The 19,665-nt window shown below is 64.1% G+C and carries 21 protein-coding genes; 9 read left to right on the forward strand and 12 right to left on the reverse strand.

The genetic code is table 11. The features are described 5' to 3' along the window. Positions 1-94 precede the first annotated feature (94 nt). Both B0G80_RS25645 and B0G80_RS25650 read left to right on the forward strand, forming a co-directional pair. Positions 95-1,114 (forward strand): alcohol dehydrogenase, encoded by a 1,020-nt coding sequence (locus B0G80_RS25645; protein ID WP_116120659.1) that lies wholly within the window; start codon positions 95-97, stop codon positions 1,112-1,114. A 74-nt stretch (positions 1,115-1,188) separates the two neighbouring features. Then, entirely contained in the window at positions 1,189-1,932 is a 744-nt protein-coding gene (locus B0G80_RS25650; protein WP_181920065.1) for a GntR family transcriptional regulator, read from the forward strand. Between the two features lie 240 nt (positions 1,933-2,172). Here the strand turns inward: B0G80_RS25650 and infA are convergent, their stop codons facing one another. From infA to B0G80_RS25665, 3 genes are all read right to left on the reverse strand, one after another. Further along, on the reverse strand, positions 2,173-2,445 hold the full coding sequence (gene infA, locus B0G80_RS25655) for a translation initiation factor IF-1 (RefSeq protein ID WP_012427521.1): 273 nt from the start codon (positions 2,443-2,445) through the stop codon (positions 2,173-2,175). A 131-nt stretch (positions 2,446-2,576) separates the two neighbouring features. Then, positions 2,577-2,858, reverse strand: coding sequence for a hypothetical protein (locus B0G80_RS25660; RefSeq protein WP_106277569.1), 282 nt, complete (start codon positions 2,856-2,858; stop codon positions 2,577-2,579). A 568-nt stretch (positions 2,859-3,426) separates the two neighbouring features. Beyond that, the gene (locus B0G80_RS25665; protein ID WP_106277571.1) at positions 3,427-3,645 is read right to left on the reverse strand and encodes a hypothetical protein; all 219 of its coding nucleotides are present in this window, start codon (positions 3,643-3,645) and stop codon (positions 3,427-3,429) included. Positions 3,646-3,837: 192 nt separating this feature from the next. On the opposite strand from B0G80_RS25665, the gene B0G80_RS25670 reads away from it, so the two are divergent. The 3 genes from B0G80_RS25670 to B0G80_RS25680 are packed head-to-tail and all read left to right on the forward strand — an operon-like array spanning position 3,838 to position 4,953. Further along, positions 3,838-4,482: a transcriptional regulator gene (locus tag B0G80_RS25670; protein WP_106304227.1), complete on the forward strand. Its 645-nt coding sequence runs from the start codon at positions 3,838-3,840 to the stop codon at positions 4,480-4,482. Between the two features lie 56 nt (positions 4,483-4,538). Next, entirely contained in the window at positions 4,539-4,733 is a 195-nt protein-coding gene (locus tag B0G80_RS25675) for a DUF1653 domain-containing protein (protein WP_116120661.1), read from the forward strand. A 25-nt stretch (positions 4,734-4,758) separates the two neighbouring features. Then, positions 4,759-4,953: a YqaE/Pmp3 family membrane protein gene (locus B0G80_RS25680; RefSeq protein WP_116120663.1), complete on the forward strand. Its 195-nt coding sequence runs from the start codon at positions 4,759-4,761 to the stop codon at positions 4,951-4,953. Between the two features lie 34 nt (positions 4,954-4,987). Here the strand turns inward: B0G80_RS25680 and B0G80_RS25685 are convergent, their stop codons facing one another. Next, the gene (locus B0G80_RS25685; protein ID WP_116120665.1) at positions 4,988-5,299 is read right to left on the reverse strand and encodes a 2Fe-2S iron-sulfur cluster-binding protein; all 312 of its coding nucleotides are present in this window, start codon (positions 5,297-5,299) and stop codon (positions 4,988-4,990) included. Between the two features lie 70 nt (positions 5,300-5,369). Then, positions 5,370-7,361, reverse strand: a complete 1,992-nt coding sequence (locus B0G80_RS25690) for a sigma-54-dependent Fis family transcriptional regulator (RefSeq protein ID WP_116120666.1) — start codon at positions 7,359-7,361, stop codon at positions 5,370-5,372. Positions 7,362-7,760: 399 nt separating this feature from the next. Between B0G80_RS25690 and B0G80_RS25695 the strand changes: the two genes are divergently transcribed. Beyond that, entirely contained in the window at positions 7,761-8,051 is a 291-nt protein-coding gene (locus B0G80_RS25695) for a DUF1488 domain-containing protein (RefSeq protein ID WP_012427513.1), read from the forward strand. Positions 8,052-8,203: 152 nt separating this feature from the next. On the opposite strand, the gene B0G80_RS25700 is transcribed toward B0G80_RS25695, so the two are convergent. From B0G80_RS25700 to B0G80_RS25730, 7 genes are all read right to left on the reverse strand, one after another. Next, complete coding sequence (locus tag B0G80_RS25700; RefSeq protein WP_116120668.1) at positions 8,204-8,734, reverse strand: cytochrome b; 531 nt, start codon at positions 8,732-8,734, stop codon at positions 8,204-8,206. 137 nt (positions 8,735-8,871) lie between these two features. Continuing rightward, a complete protein-coding gene (locus tag B0G80_RS25705) occupies positions 8,872-10,173 on the reverse strand; it encodes an NCS2 family permease (RefSeq protein WP_106277586.1) in 1,302 nt (433 codons plus the stop codon). A 155-nt stretch (positions 10,174-10,328) separates the two neighbouring features. Next, positions 10,329-10,826, reverse strand: coding sequence for a YaiI/YqxD family protein (locus B0G80_RS25710; RefSeq protein WP_116120670.1), 498 nt, complete (start codon positions 10,824-10,826; stop codon positions 10,329-10,331). 192 nt (positions 10,827-11,018) lie between these two features. Then, on the reverse strand, positions 11,019-11,276 hold the full coding sequence (locus B0G80_RS25715) for a DUF4148 domain-containing protein (protein ID WP_116120671.1): 258 nt from the start codon (positions 11,274-11,276) through the stop codon (positions 11,019-11,021). Positions 11,277-11,405: 129 nt separating this feature from the next. Next, entirely contained in the window at positions 11,406-12,179 is a 774-nt protein-coding gene (locus tag B0G80_RS25720; protein WP_106277592.1) for a slipin family protein, read from the reverse strand. Further along, positions 12,176-13,762, reverse strand: a complete 1,587-nt coding sequence (locus B0G80_RS25725; RefSeq protein ID WP_116120673.1) for a nodulation protein NfeD — start codon at positions 13,760-13,762, stop codon at positions 12,176-12,178. The genes B0G80_RS25720 and B0G80_RS25725 overlap by 4 nt, the downstream gene beginning before the upstream one ends. 84 nt (positions 13,763-13,846) lie before the next feature. Beyond that, positions 13,847-14,884 carry an AraC family transcriptional regulator gene (locus B0G80_RS25730; RefSeq protein ID WP_116120675.1) on the reverse strand — a complete coding sequence of 346 codons (1,038 nt, stop codon included), beginning with the start codon at positions 14,882-14,884 and terminating at the stop codon, positions 13,847-13,849. Between the two features lie 270 nt (positions 14,885-15,154). Here B0G80_RS25730 and B0G80_RS25735 point away from each other — a divergent pair, with 270 nt between their 5' ends. The 3 genes from B0G80_RS25735 to B0G80_RS25745 all read left to right on the forward strand — a co-directional run bounded on the left by B0G80_RS25735 (position 15,155) and on the right by B0G80_RS25745 (position 19,655). Then, positions 15,155-16,288, forward strand: coding sequence for an acyl-CoA dehydrogenase (locus B0G80_RS25735; protein WP_116120677.1), 1,134 nt, complete (start codon positions 15,155-15,157; stop codon positions 16,286-16,288). Positions 16,289-16,397: 109 nt separating this feature from the next. Next, the gene (locus tag B0G80_RS25740; protein WP_116120679.1) at positions 16,398-18,089 is read left to right on the forward strand and encodes an AMP-binding protein; all 1,692 of its coding nucleotides are present in this window, start codon (positions 16,398-16,400) and stop codon (positions 18,087-18,089) included. A gap of 54 nt (positions 18,090-18,143) precedes the next feature. Then, positions 18,144-19,655, forward strand: a complete 1,512-nt coding sequence (locus B0G80_RS25745; protein WP_116120681.1) for a CoA-acylating methylmalonate-semialdehyde dehydrogenase — start codon at positions 18,144-18,146, stop codon at positions 19,653-19,655. Positions 19,656-19,665 lie beyond the last annotated feature (10 nt).

Genomic DNA, 19,665 nt, shown 5'->3' on the forward strand with positions numbered 1-19,665 from the left:
AAGCTGAGCGCTTGACCGGAGGGTGACGTCGAAGACAAATCTGCGAACCGGGCTCGGTCAACTCGCGTTCGTCTCTTGCGTGAGGAGGAAAGCGATGCGGACGATGAAGGCAGTGCAGGTGGCAAAGGCTGGCGGACCCCTGGAACTCGTCGAACGGGACGTGCCGGAACCGGGTGCCGGCCAGGTACTCATCAAGATCCAGGCCTGCGGTATCTGCCACAGTGACGTATTGACTAAAGAAGGGCAGTGGCCGGGCCTTGAATATCCGCGGGTGCCTGGGCACGAGATTGCGGGCGTCATCGATACGGTCGGCGCGGGCGTTGAAGGATGGACGGCGGGACAGCGAGTCGGCGTCGGCTGGCACGGCGGACATTGCGGACGGTGCGAGCATTGCCGTCGAGGCGATTTCGTTCTGTGTCAGCGCGCACTCGTGCCTGGCATCAGCTACGACGGCGGCTATGCCGAGTTCATGGTGGCCCCGGTCGAAGCGCTGGCGCGCATTCCGGATGATCTTTCCGATGTGGATGCCGCACCGCTTCTGTGTGCCGGCATCACGACATTCAACGCGCTGCGCAACAGCGGCGCGCGCGCCGGGGATGTAGTCGCCGTGCTGGGCATTGGCGGACTCGGTCACCTCGGCGTGCAGTTCGCGCGAAAAATGGGATTTGTCACGGTGGCCGTCGCGCGCGGGCAGGACAAGGCAAGCCTCGCGAAAGAGCTGGGCGCTCACCACTACATCGACAGCACGAAGGCGGACGTCGCACAAGCGCTGCAGGCGTTGGGCGGCGCTCGCGTCATTCTTGCGACCGTCACAAGCGGCAAGGCAATGAGCGCCGTGGTGGGCGGGTTGGGATTGAACGGCAAGCTGATCATGGTCGGGCTCTCGGAGGAGCCGGTGGAGGTGCCGATCGCGCAGTTCGTCATGGGGCGCAATTCGGTGCAAGGCTGGCCGTCGGGCACCTCAGCGGATTCTCAGGACACGCTCGCCTTCAGCGCGCTATCGGGTATCAAGCCGATGATCGAAGAATTCCCGCTAACCAAAGCCGCCGACGCCTACGACCGGATGATGAGCGGTGCGGCACGGTTCAGGGTTGTGCTCAACACGGGTCAATAAAAGCGCGACTGACGGCCGGAGCCGCTGCCGCTAGAATGCCTGCCGATATCGCTCCGTTTCCGACTACTGAATTCATGGCTCCCCGTCCCCGTCCTGCGTCGCCTGCCGACACCGAAACGCCCATTCAAGCCGCACGCGACGACGATGCGATCAGCGTCGAAGAGCGCATTTATGCGTCCATCACCGCGGCGTTGTTGCAAGGGCGCCTGCGGCCGGGCGCGCAACTCGTCGAACGCGATCTCGCCGCCGCGTTCGGCTGCACGCGCGGCGCGCTGCGCAAGGTGCTGGCGCGGCTCGGCTTCGAGGGCAAGCTCGTGCTGGAGGCGAATCGCGGGGCGTTCGTGCCGTCGCCGTCGGAAGACGACATTCGCCAGGTGTATCGCGCGCGGCAGATCGTCGAGGCGGGCATCGTCGCCGCTTTGTGCGGGGCGTTGAGCGCGCCGCACAAGCGGCGCCTGCGCGCGCACGTGCGCAGCGAGGAGAAGGCAATGAGAGCGGGCGCGGTCGAAGAATCCGTGCGCCTTGCCGGCCAGTTTCATGTGCTGCTGACGGAGCTCGCCGGCGGCACGGAATTGCTCGGGCTGGTCGGGCAACTGGTCGCCAAGACCGAGCTGTACAAAGCGCTCTTCGACCCGTCAAAGGGCTCGACCTGCTCCGCGGATGAACACACGCAAATCATCGACGCACTCGACGCGGGCGACCTCGACGTTGCCCTGTCGTCGATGCGCGAGCATCTGGCGGAACTGGAAGAGCGGGTGATCGAGCAGGTGCGCAAAAGCGCCGCCGGAGAAGATCTCGGGGCGGTGTTCGGGCTTTAAGCGTGCGTATGGAGGAGGCGAGACGGCTGCGAAGCGCCTACTGGCAGTGGAAAGCGCCAGTGCTTGAGAAATCCGGGCAAAACCCGGCTGCGACAAAGCGATGCCGCAGCGCGCCGCTCAGGCTCGAGTGAATGGATCAGCGAGTCAAGCCGGAGAAGGCGCGCGAATGGCTTCGCGTACAACTCAATCGCAATGGATCACGCCAGGACCGTGCGGGGCGCGGTCAGCGTGCCGCCAGCCTTAACGGCGACGGAATTGCGTGTTGCGAGCACCGCCGCCACCGGTGGCGCGCTCGTCTTTGTGACGGAAATTGATCCGGCCTTTGGTCAGATCGTAGACCGACAGTTCCAGCGTCACGCGGTCGCCCGCGAGAATACGGATGTGGTTCTTGCGCATGCGTCCGGACGCGTAAGCGCCTACCACGACGCCGTTGTCGAGCGTCACGCGGTAACGGCTGTCCGGAAGTACTTCGTCGACGATACCGTCAAGTTCAAGCAGTTCTTCTTTCGCCATGCATAACTCCTGGTCGATGGGATAAGGGGTGTTGGTCGCCCACGCCGGGCAGCACAACATCAGATGGGGGCAAAAGCGGGCTTTTCGAGCCCGCCGTACTGCGGTATCGGCCTATGTGCCGATAGTACCGCTCAAAGATCGGCGACGGACTGGCCGTCTACACGGCCGTCGATCAATTGTTCGGCGTGGGCCATGCACGCAATGCGCGCCTTGCCCGTGCCGTCGAACGGAAACAGGTACTGCAGACGGAACACACGCCCGTCGGCCGCCGCATTGGCGCCCACGCGGCAGATGCGCACCGACGCGTCGTAGCCGGCGTCCGGATTGCGGCTCGCCTGACCGTCCGCCGGGCGGCGCGGATAGACGAGCGGGTGAATTTCATAACCCTTGTACGTCTTGACAACTGAATTCATGAAGCACGTGTCCTGTAATACGTGGCTGGCGTGTCACGCGTGTTACGCGCGGCACGACAGGCCGGGCAGCGCTGCACCTTGGGGCGCGCCGCCATGGAAAAAGGTTGGCACAGGCCCGATGGCAAGGGCTTGAGCGCGACCGCGCAAAAATCGCGGGTTCGATGGAGAAGAAACACGCTGATGTCGCGCAGACACCGGGCGCGTAAAGCTGAACACTCAGCTGCACGACTCGCGACGGCGAATGCTTGCGACGCATTGCCGGAGTGACGGGATCGCCGGCGGGCGGCGGTCGAACAGTCGGGGGTGGTGCGCAGACGCCGGTTCGGGACTATCCGGAGTTGCCTGATGTTGCCTGCTAATGCGAATGCGGGGCACAGCTATTCCAATATGATGCACTAAATGGGGCTAATTGGATAGCAAAAAGTTCCAGGCAGGGGCAAACCGCCCGGCGGGCGGGGCTTCGAGGGCGGCCCAGTGGTCGCGGCCGGCATGCCGGGGCATGAGCGGCACGCCGGGTGAAGGTTGCGCCGTCATGGCGCGGGCACGGGACGATCAACAGACTCGTGCGTCAACGGGAAGTTTCGGCGACACGTTTCTGCAGCTCGCGCGACGCCGCCAGCGGAATGCGGGCGTCGTCCCAGCCGGCCAGCCATTCGACTTCCTTCGACGTGAAGATCTGTCCATGATTGCGCAGCGTGTACTGCAGCGAATCGATAATGTGATTGCGGATGATTTCCGGCGTGCCTTCGTCATCCAGCACGGCGCGAAACGCTTCAAGCGTGGCCATCAGTTGCTCCGTGAAATAGATGGGTCTTTTATCGCACGAAAAAAAATCGCTCGCCAAGCGGACAAAATTCGCCGCGTGACGAAGCGCATCGGCGTTCGTTTTTTTGCGGGCGTGCCGGCGCCATGGTCGCCGGGCTCGGGCCGGGTGGCTACAATGGCGAGTTGCCGCATCCTTCGAACATTGCGACTGCCCATGCGCAACCCAAACGTGTCTCCCGTGAAAGACCTGCTGCTCGAGCGCTACGCTCCCATCGCCGACGGCATCGCGGCGCTTTTCTACCCGTGTGCCGAAGTGGTGATTCACGACCTGCGCGACCAGACTATCGCCTATCTCGTGAACAACCTGTCGAAGCTCGAAGTCGGCGGACCGTCGGTGCTGGACGAAGTCCATTACGCAGCGCGCGGCCAGACCATCGGCCCGTACGAAAAGCTCAACTGGGACGGCCGGCGCATGCGCTGCGTGAGCAACATCCTGTTCGACGACGACGGCAAGCCGGCCGGTATGCTGTGCATCAACTTCAATATCGCGGTGTTCGAAGATGTGCGCTCCACGCTCGATCTGTTCATCAAAGGCGGCAATCTGACGGACGCGCCCGCGGAGGAACTGTTCCGCGACGACTGGCAGGACCGCATCAACACGTATCTGCACACGTGGCTGCGCGAGCGGCAGATCGGCATCAATGCGCTCACGCGCGAGCACAAGCGGGAAATCGTCGAGGCGCTGCATGCACAAGGCGCGTTTCGCGGCCGCAGTTCTGCGAACTATGTGGCCGCCGTGCTGACGATGGGGCGCGCCACAGTCTACAAGATTCTCAAGCAGATGAAAGAGAGCGGCTGACGGTTCGGCCGTTGCCGTGCTTAACGGTCGAGATGGGTCGATTCAGGGAGAACAGAATGGTGCGGTACCGGCATTACAAAGGCGGGATTTACGAACTGGTTTGCGAGGCTACGCTCGAGTCGGACCCGAAGGTCACGATGATCGTCTACAAAGCGAGCAATGGTACGATCTGGACGCGTCCGGCTTCGGTATTTTTCGAAATGATCGAAGTGGACGGCGCCATGGCGCCGCGCTTCGCGCCGATCGACTAGTCAGTATCAACAACGGGAAATTCGCATGCGCCTATTGCTTGCCATCATTCTGCCGTGGTTCCAGTTCTTTACGATCGGCCGCCCGTTTGCGGGCGTCATCTGCCTGATCCTCCAAATCACGTTGATCGGCTGGATTCCGGCCGCGATCTGGTCGGTGTATGCGTTGAGCCAGTACAACACCGACAGGAAAATTGAGCGGGCGATGGGGAATGGGCGGTAAGACCTGGGTGCGCGGTGCGGATATGCGCCGCGTTTTACTTGAGCGGCGGTAGTTCGGCCGCGTCTGGTACTTCGATCACCACATCGGATTCCGCGATCGCTACGCACGGCAGAATATAGCCTTCCTGTTTTTCTTCCCGACTGAGCCCTGGCCATTCGATCGTGTAGCGCACGCGTCCGGCCGTCATTTTGCACAAACACGTCCGGCACGTCCCATTCCGGCACGAGCGCGGCAAACGCAGATTCGCAAAACCGGCGGCTTCGAGAATCGTCAGCGAATCGGGTGCTTCGAAGCTGCAGCCGAGCGGCTCGACGCGGACAAGGGGCGGGCGGGTGGAGTCGGACATCGTGTGAGTCTGTGACGGAGTGCGCCACACTTTACACGTTGCCGCTGCAATCGCCTTTCCAGCCGCGTCTTCAATGAGTCGAACCGTTGCGCCGCAAATACCGGTACACCGTATTGCGCGCGAGGCCCAACTCGCGCGCCGCCGCCGACACGTTGCCGTCGAGCCGTTCGAGCGTTTGCGCAATCAGCGTGGCCTGCCATGCCTCCATCTTGCTGGTCGCCGGCTGCCCTTGCGTTTGCGCGGCCGCGCGGACCTCATCGCGGAACTCGGAATCCGCACGCGCCGTCGGCGAGTCCGCGCGTGGCTCAGCCACGGTGTCGATGCAATCCTGCAAGAAGTCCTCGGGCAAATCATCGAGTTCGATCTGTTCCGCGCCTTCGGCCATGATGCTCGCCGTGCGCAACACGTTGGCCAGTTGCCGCAGATTGCCCGGCCAGCGGCATTGCGCGAATCGTTCGAGTACTTCGGCGGACACGCGCCGTGGCAAGCGTTCGCCGTCGGGCTGCAACTCCAGCATGCGCGCGACGAGCGCGCGAAGATCGGTGCGTTCGCGCAGCGCCGGCAAGGTCAGCACGAGCCCATTGATCCGGTAATACAGGTCTTCGCGGAACGTGCCCGCTTCGATCATCTCCCGCAGGTTGCGGTGCGTTGCGCAGACAATGCGCAAATCCACCGGAATCGCCCGCGTCCCGCCGAGCGGCACGACGTTGCGCTCCTGCAGCACGCGCATGAGGCGCACTTGCTGGGCGAGCGGCATGTCGCCGATCTCGTCGAGGAACAGCGTGCCGCCGTCGGCCTGCACGATCTTGCCGACGCTGCCGCGTTTCTTCGCGCCGGTGAACGCGCCGTCTTCGTAGCCGAACAACTCCGCCTCGATCAGCGTGTCCGGCAACGACGCGCAATTCAGTGCGACAAAGGGCGCGGCCCGGCGCGGTGAATCGTGATGGATGGCGCGCGCGAGCCATTCCTTGCCGGTGCCGGTCTTGCCGAGCACGAGAATCGGAATATCGCGTCCGCGCAGTTTGGCGACGCGCCGCAGAATCGCGGCGACTTGCGCGTCGCCGGTGTCGAGCGTTTCGAGCGTGGCCAGCGGCGCGGGATCGATGCAGCGGGGCGCATGACGCGCGTCGCTGGACAACGGCGCACGTGATGTGCCGGCGAAACTCTCCGAGGGCGCGACATAGCGCGTCAGCGTATATTCGCCGCGCGCGACCACGCGCACGCCGCTTGGCAGCGTCAACAGTATGTTCTCACCAGGCGCACGCGCGATCTGCTGCAACAGCCTCGAGAGGGCCACGCCGAATAGCGCATCGAACGGTTGCCGTTGCAGTTCGGCGAGCGGCTGCCCAAACTGAAACAGCGCACTGCGATTGGCCGACAGAAACGTGCCGTCCGGCGCGAACGCCGCGAGCCCTTCGAACAGCGTGCCGATGAATTCCGCGCGCGCGTGAAAGTGCACGCGGATCGCGTCGACGAATTGATTGGAGAACAGATGATTTTCGATCATCTGCGCCGACATCCTCACGAGCGCGAGCGTGTGCTTGTGAAAACCGCGCGTGTCGCCGCTCACGTCGAGCGCGCCGATCGTGCGCCCGAACGGATCGGCGATCGGCGCGCACGAACAGGTGAGAATCCGGTTGGCGTGCAGAAAATGTTCGCCCGCATGCACGACGGTTGGCTGTCCGTCGACGAGCGCGGTGCCGATCGCATTGGTGCCGCGATCCGCTTCGGCCCACGACACGCCCGGACACAGCGCGACGCGATTGGCTTTCTCGACGAAGTCGCTGTCGCCGAGACTGTGCAGGATCACGCCGTGATTATCGGTGAGCAGCACCATGCTTTGCGTATCGACGATCTGCGCGTGCAGCGTTTCCATGACGGGAAGCGCATGCGTAAACAGCGATTGATTGCGCTCGACGAGCTCACGCAGCGCCGGCCGCGGCAGCGGATGAAAGTCCGGTATCTCCGACGCGCGCAGGCCGATTTCGAGCGAGCGGGCGTGAGCTTGCGCGAGGACATCGGGCCGGCCGATAGCGGGCGGCGTGGCGGAACGTTGGGTCAAGGCATGTCTCCGGTGAAACGGATGCGGCGGGTACGTTGCCCTCGCTCTATGCCGCAGCGCAACATGCGCGCTCGCGGCCGAACACCGATATTACAGGACGAAACGCGCCGCGCGCGGCAGCGAAAAAACGGAAACGCTAGGGGCGCCATGCCTCAAAAAAACGCGCACGGCACCAAAATCAGGCAAACGGAAAGGAAAACTTGCGCCGTGGCCGAACTCGTCTAAAGTGAATCAAATCACCTCCGCAGGTCGCGAACTATTCCGCGCCGCAATCAGGTGACGAGCCCGCGTCGTCAGCATTGGACAAGGAGGTTGGCGCTAGCGACGCGATCAGACGCAACCGGCGTGCGCACTACCAGGCTACACCACGCGCAGCACCTACCTTCCAGGTGAACACCCATGCAGATCCTATTCCCCAATGAAACTCCTGAATATTCAGGTCGCGAACTCACCTTGGCGTTCCCGGCGATGGTCGATGGGCAGAGGGTGGAATGCATGATCACGGCGGAGGCACTGGAAGACCACTACGGCGCCGCATCGCCGCGTCTGGAGGACATGGTCGGCGCTTTCGACACGCATCGCGCCCGGATCGAAGCGGCCACGCGGCGTCTGATCTCGGAAACGCGAGCGCAATGTCTCGTGCTGAGAAGCGGCTACGTGCGCTTCTATGAAGCCAACTGGCGCAATTGACTGAGGGCGTTTCCGACCTCCGGTCGGCCGACGCCGCGAGCAGAACAGCCGCGCAAGAAGCAGAAGTCCAGGAAACTCACGCGCGGCATCGAACTTTCAAACCGTCCGCGGCTAGCCATGCCGCTCGTGTGCGAATGTGAGCGCGCTCGCGCTCAAATCATCCGCCGCAGCGTCCGATCCTTGAGCACCACGTGATGCGCGATTGCCGCCAGCGCGTGCAAGCCGATCACCCAATAAAACGCATTGCCGAGCCACTCGTGCGCCGTCTTGAGCAACGGACGCGCGACAGGATCCGCGCCGACCAGCGTGTAGTCGATGTTGACCCACGCCAGCGTGACCGGATGTCCGCCGGTGTTGATCATCAGAATACCGAGCAGCGGCTGCGCGAAGATGAAAATGTACAGAGCGAGATGCGCGGCCCGCGCCAGAAACGCCAGCAGCCGGTTGCTGTCCACTTCGGCGGGCGCGCCGGCCCACAGTCGCCATACGAGACGCAAACAGGCCAGCCCGAGCACCAGCGTGCCGCACCAGAAATGCACGCTGCTCCAGAGCGCGCGGCTGTCGCTACCCTTGGGCCCGCGAATCTCGATCGCGAGGTAAGCCAGCGCGATCAGCAGAAACATCGCCCAGTGGAAGAAAATAGCGGGCGCCGTATAGCGGTCCGAGGTGCGGCTGTAAGACATGTAGGGAACTCCCGTGTCCAGGTCGATCGTTTTTATGAATCACCGGATGATAAACGGTGCCCGGCCGGAATGGGCACCGTCAATAAAACCGTCGTTGATCCAGACCCGGGTTTGGCCGACGAGCGTCCGCGCCGTGCCTACTCGCTGCCGAGATAGAAATACCGGAACAGGAAAATCGCCGCGATGATCCATACCACCAGCTTCACTTTGCGCGCCTGGCCGGTCAACAGTTTCAGGCCCGCATACGAAATGAAGCCGAACGCGACGCCATTGGCGATCGAATAGGTGAAGGGCATCAGCAGGGCGGTGAGCGCGGCCGGCACGACTTCGGTGGCGTCGTCCCACGGCAGGTCGAGCATTTCGCGCAGCATCAGGCACGACACGTACAGCAGCGCCGGCGCGGTCGCATAACCGGGCACCACGCCCGCCAGCGGCGCAAAAAACAGCGCCGCGAGGAACAGTACGGCCACGGTGATGGCCGTCACGCCCGTGCGCCCGCCGGCTTGCACACCCGACGCGCTTTCGATGTACGCCGTGGTCGACGAAGTGCCCAGCATCGAGCCGGCCAGAATGGCGGTGCTGTCGGCGAGCAGCGCGCGGTTCAGCCGATGCATCTTGCCTTCCACCAGCAGCCCGGCGCGATTGGCCACGCCCATCAGCGTGCCGGTCGCATCGAACAGTTCGACGAGGAAGAACACGAGGATCACGTTCAGCACGCCGCCCGACAGCGCGCCGCGAATGTCGAGCTGGAACAGCGTCGGCGAGATGGACGGCGGCGCGGAGACGATGCCGTGAAACTGATTGCCGCCGAAGAAGAAGCTCAGCACCGTCACGCCGACGATGCCGATCAGGATCGAGCCGCGTACTCGCAAATGGTCCAGCGTGACGATCGCGAAGAAGCCGATCACCGCGAGAATCACGTGCGGATTGTGCAGGTCGCCGAGCGTCACGAGCGTGGCGGGATTACCCACCACCACGCCGGCCGACTTCAGCGAAATGATCGCGAGAAAGAGGCCGATACCGCCGGTGATGGCAATGCGTATCGAATGCGGAATGCCGTTGACGATCACTTCACGCACGCGGAATAGCGTGACGATCAGGAACAGGCAGCCGGAAATGAACACCGCGCCGAGCGCGGCCTGCCAGGTGAACCCCATGCCTTTCACGACGGTGTACGCGAAGTACGCGTTCAGGCCCATGCCCGGCGCGAGCGCGATCGGATAGTTCGCATAGAGACCCATGATCAGCGAAGCGAGCGCGGCCACGATGCAGGTCGCGACGAACACCGCGTCCTTCGGCATGCCGGCGTCGCCGAGAATCGCCGGGTTGACGAAGATGATGTAGGCCATCGTCAGGAAGGTGGTCAGTCCGGCGAGCACTTCGGTGCGCAGGTTGGTGCCGGCGGCTTCGAAGCCGAAGTAGCGTTGTATGGAGTCCATGAGGCGGGTCTCTCGTCGTTCAGAAAGCGTTTGTTGTGATTGGGGCGGCGAAGGCGCCGTGTCGCCGGAGTGACGGGCGCTATGGCTACGGCCGGATTGTAGTCAGGATCGGCGGCGGCGTGCCGCATTGTGTGACCTGGCGGCCCTGTAAAGGCTCATTCGACGGGTGGTTCGTCGGCAGATTGTGGCGCCGATGCATCAGGCTGCGGCCGTTGGCGTGAGAGCCAGCGGTCCAGTTCGCCCGCGAAGCTTTTGCTGTCGCGCTGACTGAAGGCCGAAGGCCCGCCGGTATCGACACCGCTGCTGCGCAACTGGTCGAGCATCGAGCGCATGCGCAGCCGTTCTTCGATCGTGCCGGGCGTGTACCAGTTGCCGCGCGGATCGAGCGCCTGCGCGTTTTTGGCCAGCACGGCGGCGGCGAGCGGAATGTCGGCGGTAATCACGAGATCGCCCGCGGCGACGCGTTCGGCGATGAGGTCGTCGGCGGCGTCGAAGCCGGCTGGCACCTGGATCGCGCGGATCAGCGGCGAAGGCGGCACGCGCAGAAACGAATTGGCGACCAGCGTCAGCGACGTGTTGGTGCGGCGCGCGGCACGGTACAGCATGTCCTTGATCACGACGGGGCAGGCGTCGGCATCAACCCAGATTGACATGGTTCGGATTCCGGCAGCGGGTTGTCGAAGGGGCGAGATGATACCTTGCCAGCGCACGGGGTGGCGCGGCAAGCTAATTGACGATGTTGCGGAAAAGGGTAAGGCGGTGAAAGCCGGAAAGGCATGCGGCCCGAACCACGCCCGCGACCGTTGCAGTCGCAGGCAGCGCCGCACGCCGCGCGGTGGCTCGCGTTACTGCGTCATCGTCCCGCCCGATTCCTGCGCCCGGCGTGCCGCGACGATGCGGCCCGCGCGCTGCGCATTGCACGGATAGTCGATCCAGTCGAGCGGATCGTAGCCGGCGGCACGCCATTCGGTCAGATCGGCCTTCACCTGGGCGCGCGTTTTCGGCGCCGACGGATCGTAAGGCCGCGCCGACTGCGCAAACGCGGTACTCATACTCACGGCGGCCAACAGCGCGCCGAATCCAGCTAGAGAAACAATTTTCATGACGAGCTCCTCTGGAGCGGTTAAAAACGACCCCGGCATTTTAGTTTTGGTATGCATTTCAAGTAAGGCGATTGAAGGCAATGCACCATTTCGCCCAGTGAATCAAACCGGGCTCAATGATTCTGTGGTTCACGGCGCCGACGGCTTGCTGAAACGGTCCAGGACAGCGCTCAGCAGGTCGATCGGCAGCGGGAAGACGATCGTCGAGTTCTTGTCCGCGGCGATCGTCGTGAGGGTTTGCAGGTAGCGCAACTGCATCGCCTGGGGTTGGCGCGACAGCGTCTGCGCTGCTTCCAGCAAATGCTGCGAGGCCTGCAATTCGCCTTCCGCGTGAATCACCTTGGCGCGCCGCTCGCGTTCGGCTTCGGCCTGGCGGGCAATCGCGCGGATCATCGTTTCGTTGATATCCACGTGCTTGATTTCCACGATCGACACCTTGATGCCCCACGCGTCGGTCTGGGCGTCGAGCACTTTCTGGATATCGGCATTGAGCTGCTCGCGGTCCGCCAGCAATTCGTCGAGTTCGTGTTTGCCGAGCACCGCACGCAAGGTCGTCTGCGATAACTGGCTGGTCGCCTCGAAGTAACGCGCCACCTGGATCACCGCTTTCTCCGGATCCACCACGCGGAAATACACCACGGCGTTGACCTTCACCGAGACGTTGTCGCGCGTGATCACGTCTTGCGGCGGCACGTCGAACACGACGGTGCGCAGATCCATGCGCACGGCCTGCTGCACGATGGGAATGATCAGCACGAGGCCCGGCCCCTTGACCTTCCAGAAACGCCCGAGCATGAACACGACGCCGCGTTCGTACTCCCGAAAAATCCGTATCGATGAGGCAACCAGCGCGGCCGCCAGCAGAATCAGAATGCTGCTAAAGCCGAATGTGAAACCGATCATGAGCTTTCTCCTGGTTGTCGTGCTTCCGCGGGCACCACGGTCAGCGTCAGGCCGCGCCGCGCGGTGACGCGCACCGCATGGCCCGCCGCGACCGGGGCCGTGCCGGACACCCGCCAGCGTTCCCCATGCACTTGTGCCCAACCGCCGAGCGCGCCGTCCGCCGTGAGGTCCGCCGGCGACAGGCCGCCGTCGAGCACCACGCCGAGGCTGCCGATCATGGCTTCCGAACCCGTCACCACCGGGCGGCGCCGCGCGCGCAGCGCGAGTTGCGACACGCCCAGCACGAACACCACGCTGAACACGGTGACGGCGGCGATCATCGGCAGCGGGATGCCGTAGCCGGGCACGTCGGTGTCGATCAGCATCAGCGCACCGATCACGAACGCGACCACGCCGCCGAAGCCGAGCGAACCGAAGGTCGGCAGGAACGCCTCGCCGATCAGGAAAGCGATGCCGAGAAAGATCAGGCCGAGGCCGACGTAGTTGATGGGCATCATTTGCATGGCGAAGAGGCCGAGCAGCAGGCTGATCGCGCCGACCACGCCGGGCAGTACGAAGCCCGGATTGGCGAATTCGAAGAACAGGCCGTACATGCCGATCATCAGCAGGATCAACGCGACGTTGGGATCGGTGATCACGGCGAGGAAGTGGCTGCGCCAGTCGACTTCGAGCGTCACGATCGGCGCGCTGGCCGTGTTGAGTTTGACGTTGCCCGCGCTGGTGACGAGCATGCGGCCGTCGAGCTGGCGCAGCAGGTCGGGCACGTCGCGCGCATTCAGATCGACGACGTGTTGCGCGAGCGCGTCCGCCGCCGACAGGCTGACGGCTTCGCGAACCGCGCGCTCGGCCCAGTCGGCGTTGCGCCCGCGCATCTGCGCGAGGCCGCGGATATAGGCGGCGGCGTCGTGGACCTGCTTGCGCATTTCGGTCGATTGGGTGTCGAGCGGCAGGGCACTGGCAGAGCCGGTAGGCGCGGATGCCGCGGGTTTCGCCGGGTTGCCGACGCCGCTATCGCCAGCGTTACCACTGCCCGGATTACCGCCGACACCCGGTAAGCCCGGCGTTCCGCCACCGCCGGGCGGCTCCGCGCCGCCGATGCCCATCTGGATCGGCGTCGCCGCGCCGAGATTCGTGCCCGGCGCCATCGCCGCGATGTGGCTTGCGTAGACGATATACGTGCCGGCGCTCGCGGCGCGCGCGCCGCTCGGCGCGATGAAGGTGGCGACCGGCACCGGCGAGCCGAGAATCGCCTTGATGATCTGCCGCATCGACGTATCGAGCCCGCCCGGCGTATCCAGTTGCAGCACGGCGAGTTGCGCGCGATCGTCGATCGCGCGCTGCAGGCTGCGCACGATGAAGTCGGCGCTCGCCGGACTGATCGCGCCGTTCACCGGAATCACGATGACGCTGTTAGGGGCGACGGCGGCGCGCGGCGTCACATTCGATTCGCACGACGCGAACCCAAACGCCAAAAGCACGCCGAGCACGGTCATGCCGCGCATCAACCGGCCCACCATATCGCCACGGATAAGCGACGTGCGCGAGCCGGACTGCCGGAACGGGAGACGTGGATACGTGCTCATCGCTGACGGCTGCCGCGCCCTGCCGACATGTATCGGCCGGCGCGGGCCGATACCCCAAAAGAAGGCTGGCCTGCTCCTTACAGCTTAGTCCGATTCCGCCTTGCGCGTGAAATCCGCGCGCGCCGGCCGGTAGTCGGTCGGCCGCATGCCGGTCCACTTGCGAAACGCGCGATGAAACGCGCTCGGTTCGGCAAACCCGACGGAGGTCGCGATGTCGGCGATGGTGCGATCGGTGTCCTGCAGTTCACCGATTGCTATGTCGCGCCGCAGGTCGTCCTTGATCGACTGATACGTATAGCCTTCCTGCTTCAAACGGCGGCGCATGGTGGCCTCGGCGACGTGCAGACGTTCGGCCATCTGATCGGCGGCGGGCCAGCCGGCCATCGGCAAGGCGCGCAGCATCTTGCGCACGCGCGCCGCGAGCGAGCCGGGATTGCGGTACTTGACGATGAAGCTGCCGGGCGCGTCGCGCAGAAAGGGCTTGACCGATTTGGTCGTCTGGATCACCGGCAACTCGAGAAAGGCCGGCGCGAGATCGACGTACGACTCGGCCTGTTCGAAGCTCATGTGATCGCAGAACATCAGCCGGTACTCGTGCGCGGCGGACGGTTCGGCGCAGCGAAAGCGCGCCTCGAGCAGCGGAATGCGGCGCCCGACCAGCCAGCACAACAGCCCGTACACGACGATGAAGTAGGTCGCATAAGCGAACATGGCCGGCGGCGGCGCGCCGGCGTTTTCAACGAAGCACAGGCGCACGCGCTGCGCGTCGGTTTCGATCTGCACGTCCAGGTCGTCCAGTACCAGCCGCATGAAGCCGACCGCGCGCACCAGCGCCTGCCCGCCGTTGCGCGCGGTGAGCGCCGTCTGCGTCATGGCGATGAAGCTGCCGCTTTTCATGCGATGCGAGTCCTGACCGAAGAACTCGTCGTCCAGCGCGCGGGCAATCGCGGCCCACAGTGCGCCGTATTGCGCCGACGACACGCGGCTTTTCGGCGACGCCAGCATTGGCGCGGCGATGCCGGCGGCTTCGGCAAGCGGCAGCGCGTCGAGGCCGCGAGAGCGCGCCAGCGCGAGCGCTTCCTCGACCATGCTGACGGAAATCGTGCCTTTATCGTTTTTCATGCATATCCGGTTTGACGGCGAAGCTGGCAAAAGCGCTCAACATTTTCCTTATGGCGATTCGCCAAGTGCCTGAAATCATGGGCGTATGTGGATTGATATCGTACCAGCATGGCAAATGCGCTCAGTCAGATTGATCGGGCTGAGCATCGAACCTGCCCGTCGGCTTGCCTACACTGGGCCTCAGGCGATCGCGCTCCGCTTGGCCTCACAGACACGAACGTGAGGCGGCGAACCCGCCGCGATCAAACGCACAGCACAGGACCGAGCGCCATGGACAGCTTCTACACCGACGAACAACGGATGATCCGCGACGCGGCTCGCGACTTCGCCACCGAACAGCTCGCACCGCACGCCGGCCAATGGGATCGCGACGCGCAACTGCCCGCCGAGGTCGTCAGGCAGATGGGCGAACTCGGCTTTCTCGGCATGATCGTGCCGGCCGAATGGGGCGGCTCCTACACGGACTACGTGGCCTATGCGCTTGCGCTCGAAGAGATCGCCGCGGGCTGCGCCGCCTGCGCCACGGTGATGAGCGTGCATAACTCGGTCGGCTGCGGGCCGATCCTCAACTTCGGCACCGACGCGCAAAAAGACCGCTACTTGCAGGATCTCGCGACCGGTCGCCGGATCGGCGCGTTCTGCCTGACCGAACCGCAGGCCGGTTCCGAGGCGAACAATCTGCGCAGCCGCGCCGTGCTGCGCGACGGCAAGTGGATTCTCAACGGCAGCAAGCAGTTCGTGACCAACGGCTCGCGCGCCGACCTCGCGATCGTGTTCGCTGTGACCGATCCCGACCGTGGCAAGCGCGGTCTGTCGGCCTTCATCGTGCCGACCGATACGCCGGGCTTCAACGTCGGCAAGCCGGAGCACAAGCTCGGCATTCGCGCTTCGGACACCTGTCCGATTTCGCTCGACGACTGCGCCGTGCCGCAAGCCAATCTGCTCGGCGAACCAGGCGAGGGCCTGCGCATCGCGCTGTCGAATCTCGAAGGCGGGCGCATCGGCATTGCCGCGCAGGCGATCGGGATCGCGCGCGCCGCGTTCGACGCCGCGCGTCTCTATGCGAACGAGCGCATCCAGTTCGGCAAGGCGTTGAAGGAGCATCAGACCATCGCCAACATGCTCGCCGACATGGCCACGCGTTTGAATGCAGCGCGCCTGCTGGTGCATCACGCGGCGCGGCTGCGCACGGCGGGCAAGCCGTGTTTGTCGGAGGCTTCGCAGGCCAAGCTGTTCGCGTCGGAACTGGCCGAGGAAATCTGCTCGAACGCGATCCAGATTCACGGCGGCTATGGTTATCTGGCGGACTACGCCGTGGAGCGCCATTATCGCGATGCGCGCATTACGCAGATTTACGAAGGGACCAGCGAGGTGCAACGCATGCTGATCGCGCGGCATGTGTAAATGCAAACGAAGCGGCATTTGAGCGCAAAATAGCCTGGCCGCCGGATAGAAAGCAGTGCAGCAGCGGGACAAAAAAGCAAAGCGGATAGACCGCCAACTGGAGACGACAATGACTGCAGCGAAGGCCTTTTTCGACGCGCGTGATCTGTTATTGCGCCATCGAACCAACTACGACCGTGCATACCGCGAATTCGCGTGGCCGGCATTAGGCGAGTTCAACTGGGCGCTCGACTACTTCGACGTGATCGCGCGCGATAACGACAACCCAGCGCTATGGATCGTCGACGATCCCGCCACCGACGGCCTGCGCCTGTCCTACGCGCAGATGTCCGAGCGCTCGGCGCGCATGGCGAATTTCCTGCGCGGCTTGGGCGTGGGCCGCGGCGACCGCCTGCTGCTGATGCTGCCGAACCGCGTCGAACTGTGGGACGTGATGCTCGCGGCCATGAAGCTCGGCGCGATCGTACTGCCGGCCACCACCCAGCTTTCCGCCGACGACGTGCGCGATCGCGTGCAGATCGGCGGCGCGAATTTCGCGGTGGTCGATAGCGCGGAGCTGGGCAAATTCGATGCGCTCGAAGCGCCGCTCACGCGCCTCTCGGTGGGCACGCCGCGCGACGGCTGGATCGACCTGGCCGCGACCTATGACGCATCGCCGCAATTCACGCCCGAAGGCGTCACGCTGGCCACCGACCCAATGCTGCTGTATTTCACTTCGGGCACGACCTCGAAGCCCAAGCTGGTCGAACATACGCATCAGAGCTATCCGGTCGGCCATCTGTCGACGATGTACTGGATCGGCCTGCAACCGAACGACATCCATTGGAATATCAGCTCGCCGGGCTGGGCCAAGCACGCGTGGAGCTGCTTCTTCGCGCCGTGGAATGCGCAGGCCTGCGTGTTCGTTTTCAACTTCCCACGCTTCGTGCCGAAAGACACGTTGAACGCGCTGGTGCGTTTCAACATCACCACGCTGTGCGCGCCGCCCACTGTCTGGCGCATGCTGGTGCAGGAGCATCTGAGCGACTATCCGGTCAAGCTGCGCGAGATTGTCGGCGCCGGCGAGCCGTTGAATCCCGAGGTCATCGAGCGCGTGAAGCACGCGTGGGACATTACGATCCGCGACGGCTACGGCCAGACCGAGACGACCTGCCAGATTGGCAATTCGCCGGGCCAGCCGGTCGTCGCGGGTTCGATGGGACGTCCGCTGCCGGGCTACACCATCGAGCTCATCGATGCCGACGACCAGCCCGTCACCGAAGGCGAAATTGCGCTGCCGCTTGCGCAACGGCCGCTCGGTCTGATGACCGGCTACGCGAACAACGCCAACGCCACCGCGCAAGCCATGCGCAACGGCTTCTATCGCACGTCCGACGTCGCGCTGCGCCGTGACGACGGCTACTACGTCTACGTCGGCCGCGCCGACGACGTTTTCAAATCGTCCGATTACCGCCTCAGTCCGTTCGAACTCGAAAGCGTGCTGATCGAGCACGAGGCGATCGGCGAGGCCGCCGTGGTGCCGAGCGCCGACGCGCTGCGTCTGTCGGTGCCCAAAGCATTCGTCACCGTGCGTCAGGGCTATGAAGCCGGCCCCGAACTCGCGCGCGCCGTGTTCGCGTTCTCGCGCGAAAAGCTCGCACCGTACAAGCGGATTCGCCGCCTGCAGTTCAGCGAACTGCCCAAGACCATCTCCGGCAAGATTCGCCGCGTCGAATTGCGACGCCGCGAAATGGAGCGCGAGGCCGAACCCGCGCGTTTGCCCGATGAGTATTGGGAGGAAGATTTCCCCGATCTGCGTTGATATTTATCCAATCACTGTCCGGCCGCCTCGCGGCCATTGCAGAGGAGTTCCAGCATGAGCGCAAATGCAGCCGTTGCCACCGTCAAGTTGCTGATCAACGGCGAGTTCGTCGAATCGAAGACCGCCGAATGGCGCGACATCGTCAATCCCGCCACGCAAGAAGTGCTGGCGCGCGTACCGTTCGCCACCGCCGATGAAGTGAACGAAGCCATCCGTTGCGCCCACGCCGCGTTCAAGACCTGGAAGGACACGCCGATCGGCGCGCGCATGCGCATCATGCTGAAGTACCAGGCGCTGATTCGCGAGCATTCGCCGCGTATCGCGAAGACCTTGAGCGCGGAACAGGGCAAGACCATTCCCGATGCCGAAGGCGATATCTTCCGCGGCCTCGAAGTGGTCGAACATGCATGCTCGATCGGCACCTTGCAGCAGGGCGAGTTCGCGGAGAACGTCGCCGGCGGCGTCGATACGTACACGCTGCGCCAGCCGATCGGCGTATGCGCCGGCATCACGCCGTTCAACTTCCCGGCGATGATCCCGCTGTGGATGTTCCCGATGGCGATCGTGTGCGGCAATACGTTCGTGCTGAAGCCTTCCGAGCAAGACCCGCTTTCGACCATGCAACTGGTCGAACTCGCGCTCGAAGCGGGCGTGCCGAAGGGTGTGCTGAATGTCGTGCACGGCGGCAAGGAGGTGGTCGACGCGCTCTGCACGCACGAACTCGTGAAGGCCATTTCGTTCGTCGGCTCGACGGCGGTCGGTACGCATGTGTACCGCCTCGGCAGCGAGCACGGCAAGCGCGTGCAATCGATGATGGGCGCGAAAAACCACGCCGTCGTGCTGCCCGATGCGAACCGCGAGCAGACGTTGAATGCGCTGGCTGGTGCGGGTTTCGGCGCAGCGGGGCAGCGCTGCATGGCGACCTCGGTGGTCGTGCTGGTGGGCGCCGCGCAGCAATGGTTGCCGGACCTGGTCGCCAAGGCCAGGACGCTGAAGGTCAATGCGGGCAACGAACCGAACACGGACATTGGCCCGGTGGTTTCGCGCGCGGCGAAGCAGCGCATTCTCGGACTGATCGAGACGGGCGTGAAAGAAGGCGCGACACTCGCGCTCGACGGCCGCGACGTTAAAGTGCCCGGCTACGAGCAAGGCAACTTCATCGGCCCGACGGTCTTTACCGACGTCACCACCGAGATGGAAATCTATCGCCAGGAGATTTTCGGTCCGGTGCTGGTGGTGCTGAACGCTGCGACGCTCGATGACGCAATCGCGCTGGTCAACCGTAATCCGTTCGGCAACGGCGTCGGGCTCTTCACGCAGAGCGGCGCGGCGGCGCGCAAATTCCAGAGCGAGATCGATATCGGCCAGGTCGGCATCAACATTCCGATTCCCGTGCCGGTGCCGTCCTTCAGCTTCACCGGCTCGCGCGGCTCGAAGCTCGGCGACCTCGGCCCCTATGGCAAACAGGTCGTGCAGTTCTACACGCAGACCAAGACCGTCACCGCCCGCTGGTTCGACGACGACACCGTCAACGACGGCGTCAACACGACCATCAGCCTGCGCTAAGTTCAAGGGT

Source organism: Paraburkholderia sp. BL6669N2 (assembly GCF_003387275.1).
In the GTDB taxonomy this organism is placed as follows: domain Bacteria; phylum Pseudomonadota; class Gammaproteobacteria; order Burkholderiales; family Burkholderiaceae; genus Paraburkholderia.